Origin of the sequence: Salinispora sp. H7-4, assembly GCF_013416675.1 — a bacterium.
GTDB classification, from domain to species: domain Bacteria; phylum Actinomycetota; class Actinomycetes; order Mycobacteriales; family Micromonosporaceae; genus Micromonospora; species Micromonospora vitiensis.
In genome coordinates, this window is the sequence record NZ_JABZED010000076.1 from 23,088 (window position 1) to 32,427 (window position 9,340).

Annotated in this window: 9 protein-coding genes; 1 reads left to right on the forward strand and 8 read right to left on the reverse strand. The window is 70.8% G+C overall.

The genetic code is table 11. From position 1 onward, the window contains the following. Positions 1 to 46 precede the first annotated feature (46 nt). Genes ccsB through hemL form a run of 6 tightly spaced genes read right to left on the reverse strand, consistent with a single transcriptional unit; the run spans position 47 to position 6,098 of the window. Positions 47 to 1,039, reverse strand: coding sequence for a c-type cytochrome biogenesis protein CcsB (gene ccsB, locus H0524_RS24030; RefSeq protein WP_180200688.1), 993 nt, complete (start codon positions 1,037 to 1,039; stop codon positions 47 to 49). Then, positions 1,039 to 2,676 carry a cytochrome c biogenesis protein ResB gene (locus H0524_RS24035; protein ID WP_180200689.1) on the reverse strand — a complete coding sequence of 546 codons (1,638 nt, stop codon included), beginning with the start codon at positions 2,674 to 2,676 and terminating at the stop codon, positions 1,039 to 1,041. Before H0524_RS24035 ends, ccsB begins: the two co-directional genes overlap by 1 nt. After that, positions 2,676 to 3,533, reverse strand: a complete 858-nt coding sequence (locus H0524_RS24040) for a cytochrome c biogenesis CcdA family protein (RefSeq protein ID WP_180200690.1) — start codon at positions 3,531 to 3,533, stop codon at positions 2,676 to 2,678. Before H0524_RS24040 ends, H0524_RS24035 begins: the two co-directional genes overlap by 1 nt. Beyond that, entirely contained in the window at positions 3,533 to 4,108 is a 576-nt protein-coding gene (locus tag H0524_RS24045; protein ID WP_180200691.1) for a TlpA disulfide reductase family protein, read from the reverse strand. The genes H0524_RS24040 and H0524_RS24045 overlap by 1 nt, the downstream gene beginning before the upstream one ends. Continuing rightward, the gene (locus H0524_RS24050) at positions 4,108 to 4,761 is read right to left on the reverse strand and encodes a histidine phosphatase family protein (protein WP_026322840.1); all 654 of its coding nucleotides are present in this window, start codon (positions 4,759 to 4,761) and stop codon (positions 4,108 to 4,110) included. Before H0524_RS24050 ends, H0524_RS24045 begins: the two co-directional genes overlap by 1 nt. Next, positions 4,761 to 6,098 carry a glutamate-1-semialdehyde 2,1-aminomutase gene (hemL, locus tag H0524_RS24055; RefSeq protein ID WP_180200692.1) on the reverse strand — a complete coding sequence of 446 codons (1,338 nt, stop codon included), beginning with the start codon at positions 6,096 to 6,098 and terminating at the stop codon, positions 4,761 to 4,763. Before hemL ends, H0524_RS24050 begins: the two co-directional genes overlap by 1 nt. Positions 6,099 to 6,234: 136 nt before the next feature. Here hemL and H0524_RS24060 point away from each other — a divergent pair, with 136 nt between their 5' ends. After that, on the forward strand, positions 6,235 to 6,558 hold the full coding sequence (locus H0524_RS24060) for an STAS domain-containing protein (RefSeq protein WP_180200693.1): 324 nt from the start codon (positions 6,235 to 6,237) through the stop codon (positions 6,556 to 6,558). 3 nt (positions 6,559 to 6,561) lie between these two features. Here H0524_RS24060 and H0524_RS24065 read toward each other — a convergent pair whose 3' ends face one another. Beyond that, positions 6,562 to 7,119, reverse strand: a complete 558-nt coding sequence (locus H0524_RS24065) for a two-component system response regulator (protein WP_180200694.1) — start codon at positions 7,117 to 7,119, stop codon at positions 6,562 to 6,564. Beyond that, a partial coding sequence (locus H0524_RS24070; RefSeq protein WP_180200695.1) for a response regulator occupies positions 7,116 to 9,340 on the reverse strand: 2,225 nt, incomplete at its 5' end. The genes H0524_RS24070 and H0524_RS24065, both read right to left, overlap by 4 nt.

Consider the following 9,340-nt stretch of genomic DNA (forward strand, 5'->3'; position numbering starts at 1 on the left):
CCGGGGTGCGGGAAAGGGGCCCCGAGCACGGTGTCGTGCTGCGGGATCAGTCGAGGCCGCCGTAGGAGTGCAGCCCCTCGAAGAAGATGTTCACGCCGAAGAGGTTCATCATCACGGTGAGGAAACCCAGTATCGCGAGCCAGGTGGCCACGTTCCGTTTGACGCTCGGGGTGGCCCGGGCGTGTAGGTAGCCGGCGTACACCACCCAGGAGATGAACGCCCAGGTCTCCTTCGGGTCCCAGCCCCACGCCCGACCCCACGCCGCCTCGGCCCAGATCGCGCCGGCGATCACCGCGAAGGTGAAGATCGGGAACGAGAAGGCGTGCAGCCCGAAGGTCAACCGCTCCAGGGCCGCCGCGGCCGGCATGCGCTTCGCCAACAGGTAGGGGAAGCTGCGCCGGCCCTGCTCGTAGCCGGCCCGCATCAGGTAGGCGCCCGCCGGCACCACGCCCAGCAGGAAGATGCCGGAGCTGAAGACGATCGTGGCGACGTGGATGATGAACCAGTACGAGTTGAGCGCCGGCACCAGCGGCACGATCGGGGTGTAGAGCAGCAGCTCGGCGGTGGCCACCAGCAGCACCATCACCAGCGTCAGGAGTAGCCCGAGCCGGCGCAGCGTGGGGCGCTTCCAGAGCACGACGAACCAGCTGGCGACCCCGATGAAGGAGACCGTCAGGACGAACTCGTACATGTTGCCCCAGGGCATCCGGTCGGCCGCGACCCCGCGGGCGATCAGCGCACCGAGGTGCAGCAGGGCGGCCAGCACGGTCACCGCGACCGCACCCAGGCCAGCCAGGCGGGCGCGGGCGGCGGTCCGCTGGGCGGCAGTCCGCTGGGCGGCGGTGGCAGCACGGACGATCGGCTCCGGCCCGGAACCCGCACCGTCGACCGCCCCTACCCCGGCGCCAACCAGCTCGCGGGCGGGCGGGCCGACGCGAACCCGGGCGTTGCCCAGCGCGTACTCGACGGCGTGCACGACCATCGCGACCAGGTAGGCCAGGATCGAGAAGGTCACCAGCTGGTCGGAGAGTACGGACATCACTCGGCTCCTACTCGCGCTCCGGCCGGCCCGTCAGGATCGGCCCGCCGCCCGGCTCCGCTGACCGCCGCCACGAGCCGGGTGAACTCGTCGGCGAATCCGGGATGGTCGACGCGCGGCAGACCACCGGCATCGACCAAACTACTACCGGGCGTCGAAGATTCACCCGCGGGGTCAGCCGGGCGCACCCGGAAGAAGACCCGCCGGCGGCGGCCGAAGAGCGAGCCCATCAGGCCCAGCAGCAGCGTGCCGGAGCTGACCAGCAGCAGCGTCGAGCCCGGGTCGTGCCGTACGGACAGGACGATGTACGGCTCGGTGCCCAGGAACTCCAGCGTGGTGCCGTCGTCCAGGGTCCAGACCTCACCGACCTGAAGCAGCTTGGTGCCGACCTCCTTGACCCGGCCGGCGTCGACCTGCCGCTGGTCCAGCTCGTACACCGAGCCGGGGATACCGGCATCCAGCCCCAGGTTGCCCCGGTACGCGACGAGATTGAGCAGTGGGTTGCGCTCGGTCGGGAACTCCGACCGGACGAACGGCGCCTGCTGCGGGGCGGTCGGCAGGTACAGGCCGCTGAAGGCCACCTGGAGGTCCGGGTCCCGCTCACCGGTGGCCGGGTCCACGTTCGCGTCCGGGAAGGCCGCCAGCCCCTCGCTGGTCAAGCCGACGTCTCCGACATCCAGGAAGGGGTTCGGGCTGGTCTGGCTCCGCCCGAACCGGTCGGTGTAGCGGACCACCGGGGCGTACCCGTGGCCGAGCAGATAGACGTTCGCCCCGTCCAGCCGCAGCGGCGAGTTCACCGAGAACTCCGCCGGGCGGGGGGTGCCGCCGTCCTCGTCCACGGTCACCTTCGCGTTGAAGAACTCCGGCTGGCCGTTGGACTCCAGGAACCTCGCCTCGAAGTCGTCCAGCTGCAGGCAGAACCGGGGCAGATCGACGCCGGCCACCTGGGGGCCGAACGACGTCTCGGCGTACTGCTGCTGGGTGTTGCAGAAGGCGTTGTCCGCGCCGGCGACCAGGATGCGGTTACCACTCCAGCCGTACCAGGAGCCGAGGGCGACGCCGACGAGCACCACCACCAGCGAGGCGTGGAAGAGCAGGTTGCCGGTTTCCTTCAGGTAGCCCTTCTCGGCCGACACCTCGTCGCCGCGTACCTCCACCCGCCAGCGGTGCCGGCGCAGCACGGCGGCGATCGCCGGCGCGCCACCGGCCGGGGCCGCGAAGACGGTGTGCTGGGGCAACCGGTCCAGCCGCTTCGGTGCCGCGGGGGGCCTGGACCGCAGGGCGCGGACGTGGTCCCGCAGCCGGGGCGTGATGCAACCGACCAGCGAGGTGAAGAGCAACAGGTAGATGGCGGAGAACCAGACCGAGCCGAACGCGTCGAAGGCGCCGAGCCGGTCCAGCACCGGCGCCAGATCGGGGTACGCGACGAAGTAGTCCCGGACGTCCTCGGGGTTTACGCCGCGCTGCGGCAGCACCGACCCGGGAATCGCGGCGATCGCCAGCAGGAAGAGCAGCACCAGCGCCGTACGCATGCTGGTGAGCTGCCGCCACGAGTTGCGCAGCAGCGCCAGTACCGGGTTGGGGCGGCGCCGGGGGGTCTCGGCCGGCGGTGCCGGCCGGTCGTCGGTGACCGTCATCAGATGCCTACCTGGCCCGTCCCGAAGGTGGTCTGCAGCAGGGTCACGAAGCTGGTCCACCCACCGGTGACGAGTGCGAGGCCGATCAGGATCAGCAGTCCGCCACCGATCCGGGTGACCCACCGGCTGTTGCGACGTACCGCCTGGAAGACCCCGAGCAGGCGGTGGAACCCCAGCCCGAAGAGGACAAACGGCACCCCCAGCCCAAGGCAGTACGCCACGGCCAGTACCACCGCCCGGTTGGTCTGCCCCTCGACGACGGCCATGCCCATCACCGCGCCGAGGGTCGGGCCGGTGCAGGGCAGCCAGCTGAGCGCGAAGACCGCGCCGAGCACGGGCGCGCCGAGCAGCCCGGCGGCCGGCAGCCGTTGGATACGCAGCTCACGCTGCAGCCCGGGGACCACGCCGAGGTAGCCCAGTCCGAGCAGCACCACCACCCCGCCGATGACGATCTCCAGCGTCCGCTCGTGGGCGAAGAGGACCTGGCCGACCGTGGTGACCAGGACCGCGGTGACGGTGAAGACGGCGGTGAAGCCGGCGATGAACAGCAGCGTGCCGGCGAGCACCCGGCCCTTGACGGCCGCGGTCCCCAACCGGACGGTCCGCTCCCGCACCGCGACCGCCCCGGCGGCGGCACCCGGGTCTGTCCCGGCCACCGGCGGTGTGCGGCGGGAGTCGTCCCCCGCTCCCCGACCTTCCAGGTCGGCGCCGGCCAGGCCGGTCACGTAGGAGAGGTAGCCGGGCATCAGCGGCAGGACGCACGGGGACAGAAAGCTGACCAGCCCGGCCAGCGCCGCCGTGCCGATGGCGAGCAGCAGCGGGCCGGACTGCGCGATCTCCCGGAACGTCTCACCCATCAGAGGCCGCCGGTCGAGGCGGGCGACTCCGCGGCGACCCGCTCGACGATCGGTTGCAGCCCCTCCTGCCGGACGGCGGCCCGGATCACCGCCGCGATCCGCCCGTCCCGGTCCAGCACGACCGTCGCCGGAATGGTGTTCGGTGGGATGTCCAGCTCCAACGCCAGTCGGCTGCCGGGATCGAAGATGCTCGGGTAGGTGACCCGGCCCTCCTCGAAGGCGATCGCCTTGTCCCGGCTGTCCTGCACGTTGATGCCGAGGAAGGTCACCCCCGAGCCCTTGGTGGCCTGGTAGGTGGCCTCCAGGTCATCGGCCTCCGCCCGGCAGGGCGCGCACCACGAGCCCCAGAAGTTGACCACCACGACCTGCCCGCGGTCCTGCGCCACGTCGTAGCTGCCCCCGTCGAGCAGCTCACCGGCGAGCTCGGGCGCGGCAGAACGCTGATCCGGAGCGCACTCGATCACGCCGTCGGAGTTGGTAGCGCAGGCCTGCCCCCAGTCCGGGGTGGCGCAGGCGGCGAGCGCCACCGCGACCAGGGTGGCGAGCAGACCGGCGGCCCACCTCCGGACAGTCATCAGGCCCCCTTGGCGGTCCGAGCCGTCGACGACATCGCGACCAGGTGGGCGGCCGGCTCGGAGTAGCCGATCCCGACCACCTTCGACCCCTCGAAGTGAAAGGAGGTGAGGCTGGCCAGCCCGCACTGCCGCTTGCGCGGGTCGTGCCAGAGGCGCTTACGCTCGACAAACCGACGCAGCGTCCAGATCGGCAGCTGGTGGGAGACGAGCACCGCCTCGCGCCCCTGCGCAGCCTCCCGAGCGGCCTGCAGGGCGGCGAGCATTCGCTCCGCGATGGCGCGGTACGCCTCGCCCCAGGAGGGGGTGACCGGGTCCCGCAGCACCCACCAGTTGCGCGGGTCGCGGAACGAACCGTCGCCCGGCGAGACCTTCTTACCCTCGAACCAGTTCGCGCTCTCGATCAACCGCTCGTCCACCCCGATCGGGAGCCCGAACTGCGCGGCGATCGGCTCGGCGGTCTGCTGGGCACGCTCCAGCGGACTGGCGACGACGTGCACCACCTCCCGCTCGGCGAGGCCCTGCGCGGCGGCCTTCGCCATCTGCACGCCCAGCTCCGACAGGCGGAAGCCCGGCAGCCGCCCGTACAGGATGCCCTCCGGGTTGTGCACCTCACCGTGCCGCAGCACGTGGACCACAGTCTTACTCACCGTCACTACCCCCCGTGACCTGCCGCGGCTGCCGCTGCCGCCGCCGCTGGCAGCGCCGCGGCGATCTGCTCCAGGGCGGCATCGTCAATCGCCGTCGAGACGAACCACGACTCGAAGGCGCTCGGCGGCAGGTAGACGCCGGCCGCCAGCATCGCGTGGAAGAACGCCCTGAACGCCGGCACCTGCTGGGCGCTCGCGGTGGCGTAGTCGAAGACGTCGGCGTCGGTGAAGAAGATGGAGAACATGTTGCCGGCGGAGGACAGCCGGTGCGGCACTCCGGCGGCGGCGAGCGCCTCGCTGGCGAGCCGGCCCACGACGGCGGCCGTCTCGTCCAGCCGGCGGTAGCGGGCGTCGTCGGCGAGCCGCAGCGTGGCGAGCCCGGCCGCGCAGGCCAGCGGGTTACCGGAGAGGGTGCCGGCCTGGTAGACCGGGCCGGCCGGAGCCAGCTGGGACATGATCTCCGCTCGGCCGCCGAAGGCCGCCGCGGGCAGGCCGCCCCCCATCACCTTGCCGTAGGTCCAGAGGTCGGCGGCGCAGGGGTCGAGGCCGTGCCACCCGGCGCGGGAGACCCGGAAGCCGGTCATGACCTCGTCCACGATCAGCAGCGCACCGTTCGCGTGGGCGAGGGCGGCGAGGCGCTGGTTGAAGTTGTCGCGGGGCGCGACCACGCCCATGTTGCCGGCGGCGGCCTCGGTGATCACCGCGGCGATCTGCGGGCCCTCGGCGGCGAAGACCGCCTCGACGGCGGCGAGGTCGTTGTACGGCAGCACGATGGTGTCCCCGGCCGCCGCGCCGGTCACGCCCGGTGAGTCGGGCAGGCCGAGGGTGGCCACACCGGAACCGGCGGCGGCGAGCAACGCATCCGAATGCCCGTGGTAGCAGCCCGCGAACTTGATGATCCGGGTACGGCCGGTGTAGCCCCGGGCCAGCCGGATCGCCGACATGGTCGCCTCGGTCCCCGAGTTGACCAGCCGTACCTGCTCGACGGGCGCGCGGTCAACGATCTCCGCCGCCAGCTCCACCTCACCCGGGGTGGGGGCGCCGAAGCTCGTGCCGAGCGCGGCGGCGGAGCGAAGGGCCTCCACCACCGCGGGGTGGGCGTGCCCGAGGATCATGGGGCCCCACGAGCAGACCAGGTCGACGTAGCGCCGCCCGTCGGCGTCGTAGAGCCACGGCCCCTCCCCCCGGACGATGAAGCGCGGGGTGCCGCCGACGGCACGGAACGCGCGGACAGGGGAGTTCACCCCGCCGGGCACAAGAGCGCAGGCGCGGTCGAACAGGGCCTCGGAGGCCGGCGCGGCGGCCGGGTAGCGGCCGGGTCCGGCAGGGAAAACGTCGGTCACGATGTCGCCATTGTGTCAGCGTCGGCGGGCAGACCGGCAGGCACCCCGGGGACCCATGGGTTACCACCACACCCGACCGGGGCCGCGGCAGCTCGCCGTCATGGGCGGCGTCGGCCGGCCGCGTTAGGGTGGCCGGGTGGATCGTGCCGAACTGTCCATCACGCTACACCGGTTGGGGGACGAGGTTGTCCTTCGCCTCGCCGGTGAGATCGACATGATGACGGCCGCCCAGCTCTCCACCATCGTCGACGAGGTGTTGACCGAACCGCCCCCACGGATTGTGCTGGACCTGGCGGCCGTCACCTTCTGCGACTCGCAGGGCCTGGGCACGCTGGTCGTGCTCAGCCGCAAGACCAGTCACTCCCAGAGCCTGCTGGTCCTCACCAACGTCGCCGAATTCCTGCGCCGCGTCCTCGACATCACCGGCCTGCGCAGCGCCCTGATGATTCGCGACGACTGACTCTCAGCCGGTGTTGCCCCAGCGCGCCTGCTCCAGCAAGCCGATCGCACGCTGCACCGCCGCCGGATCGGTCTCGGCGCGAAGCAGCGCGGTGGCCTCGTCGATGGCGTCGGTCAGCAGCCGCCGCTGGGTCTCCCGCTCCTGGAGCAGGGTCGACTGCGCGGTGAGCTGCCCGGTCTTCACCCACAGGTCGACAAAGACCGACACCTTGGCCCGCAGCACCCACGGGTCGAACGGCTTGGTGAGGTGGTCCACCGCGCCGGCGGCGTACCCGCGCATGGCCAGCTGGGCGTCCTGGTCCGCGGAGGTGAGGAAGATGATCGGCACGTGTCGGGTTCGTTCCCGCCGCTTGATGTGACTCGCCGTCTCGAAGCCGTCCATCTCCGGCATCTGGGCATCCAGGAGGATCACCGCGAAGTCGTCAACGAGCAGCCGCTTCAGCGCCGCCTCACCGCTCTCCACCGCCACCGACTGGACCTGGAGCCCCTGCAGGATCGCCTCCAGGGCCGTCAGGTTCTCCCGCCGATCATCCACCAGCAGCGCCTTCGCCAGCTGCGTCATGGGCTCTCCTTGCTCCGGCCGCCGCCGATCCAGGATGAGATGAGCTCGATCAACTCGTCCAGGTCAACGGGCTTGGTGATGTATCCGCTGCCCCCGGCCGCGAGCGCCGACTCCCGATCACCGGGCATCGCCTTCGCGGTCAGGAAGACGATCGGGAGGTCGGCGAAGCGATGGTTACGCCGGATCTGCCGCGTCGTCTCGTATCCGTCCTGATCGGGAATCATGGCATCCATCAGTACGATGTCCGCCTCTGGATGCTCGGCCAGCAGGCGTACGCCGTCGGCCCCGTTGTCCGCGTACAGCACGGTCATCCCGTGCAACTCCAGGGCACTGGTCAGGGCGAACACCGTACGCACGTCGTCGTCGACGATCAGCACGGTGGCGCCGGCCAGCTGGCGGGTCGCCGTAGCCTCGGCGGTGGTGGTGGGCAGCAACTCCACGGCGGGCATCAGTAGCGACGACGGGAGACCAGCCCGGCCGGGTGAGGGCGGTGCCGGCGCCACGACCGCATCCGGGGCCAGGACGTCGGGGAGGAAGAGGGTGAAGGTCGAACCCTGCCCGGGCACCGACGAGACGCCGATCGCGCCACCCAGCAGCCGGGCCAGGTCCCGACTGATCGACAGGCCCAGACCGGTTCCCCCGTACCGGCGGCTGGTCGTGCCGTCGGCCTGCTGGAACGCCTCAAAGATGATTGACAGCTTGTCGTCGGAGATACCGATCCCGGTGTCCATGACGGCGAAGGCGACCACGTGCCGCGCGTTGGTCAACGCCGGCACGTCGAAGGCCGCCGACTCCGGCGCGGGGGCGATACCCAACCGCACCGCCCCGGTGTCGGTGAACTTCATCGCGTTGGAGAGCAGGTTCCGCAGAATCTGCTGCAGCAGCTGCACGTCGGTGACGATCTCCTTCGGCAGTTCCGGGCTGACCCGGACCTCGAAGTCGAGGCCCTTCTCCTCCGCCTGCGGGGCGAACGCCTGCTCGACATAGCCGCGGACCTCGCTGAACTGAAGCTCAGTCGGCTCGACGTCCGTCCGACCGGCTTCGATCTTGGACAGGTCCAGGATGTCGTCGATCAGCGTGAGCAGGTCGGTGCCGGCGTTGTGGATCGTCCGGGCGAACTCGATCTGTTTCGGGCTGAGGTTCTGCTCCGGGTTCTGCACCAACAGCCGGGCCAGCAGCAGCAACGAGTTCAGTGGCGTACGCAGCTCGTGGCTCATGTTGGCCAGGAACTCCGACTTGTACGCCGAGGCGCGGGTGAGCTGCTGTGCCGTCTCCTCCAGGCCCAGCCGGGCCAGCTCGACCTCCCGGTTCTTGGTCTCGATGTTGCCCTTCTGCTCGGAGAGAAGCTTCGCCTTCTCCTCCAGCTCCGCATTCGTCCGCTGCAGTTCGGCCGACTGCTCCTGCAACTCGTGGGCCAGCCGCTGCGACTGGGCCAGCAGCTCCTCGGTACGCCGGTTCGCCTGGATGGTGTTGACGGCGACGCCGATGGTGAGGACGAGCCGTTCCAGGAAGGAGAGGTGCAGGTCGGAGAGGGCGGTCACGCTGGCGAACTCGATCACGCCGAGCAGCTCGCCCTCGAAGATGACCGGTAGCACCACCAGATCAGCCGGCGGGCTGTCCGCGAGCCCGGAACGGAGCCGGAGCCGGCTCTCCGCCGACCCGCGGACCCGGATCGTGCGCCGAGACAGCGCCACCTGGCCGACCAGGCCCTCGCCGGGGCCGAACGTCACGTCCTGTCCACGGGCGACGTAGCCGTACGAGGCGGTAAGCCGCAGCCGGAAGCTCCCCTCGGCGTCATCCACCAGGAAGAACGCGCCGAGCTGCGCGTCCACCAGCGGCGTCACCTCCATCATGATCATGCGGCAGACCTCGCCGAGATCCCGCTGCCCCTGCAGCAATCCACCGATCCGGGCCAGGTTGGAGTCCAGCCAACCCTGCTCGGCATTGACCGTGGTCGTCTCGCGGAGCGTCCCGATCATCTGGTTGATGCTGTCGGTAAGCTCGGCGACCTCCCCCTGCGCCTCGACCGCGATCTGCTGGGTCAGGTCGCCGCGGGTCACCGAGGTGGAAACCTCGGCGATGGCGCGCAGCTGAATGGTCAGGGTGGAGGCGAGCTGGTTGACGTTCTCGGTGAGGTCCCGCCAGGTCCCGGCGACGCCCTTCACCTGGGCCTGACCACCCAACTTCCCCTCGGTACCCACCTCCCGGGCCACCCGGGTCA

Coding starts and splice junctions, on each gene's coding strand:
- ccsB (WP_180200688.1), bottom strand. CDS start 1,039: ATGTCCGTACTCTCCGACCAGCTGGTGACCTTCTCGATCCTGGCCTAC.
- H0524_RS24035 (WP_180200689.1), bottom strand. CDS start 2,676: ATGACGGTCACCGACGACCGGCCGGCACCGCCGGCCGAGACCCCCCGG.
- H0524_RS24040 (WP_180200690.1), bottom strand. CDS start 3,533: ATGGGTGAGACGTTCCGGGAGATCGCGCAGTCCGGCCCGCTGCTGCTC.
- H0524_RS24045 (WP_180200691.1), bottom strand. CDS start 4,108: ATGACTGTCCGGAGGTGGGCCGCCGGTCTGCTCGCCACCCTGGTCGCG.
- H0524_RS24065 (WP_180200694.1), bottom strand. CDS start 7,119: ATGACGCAGCTGGCGAAGGCGCTGCTGGTGGATGATCGGCGGGAGAAC.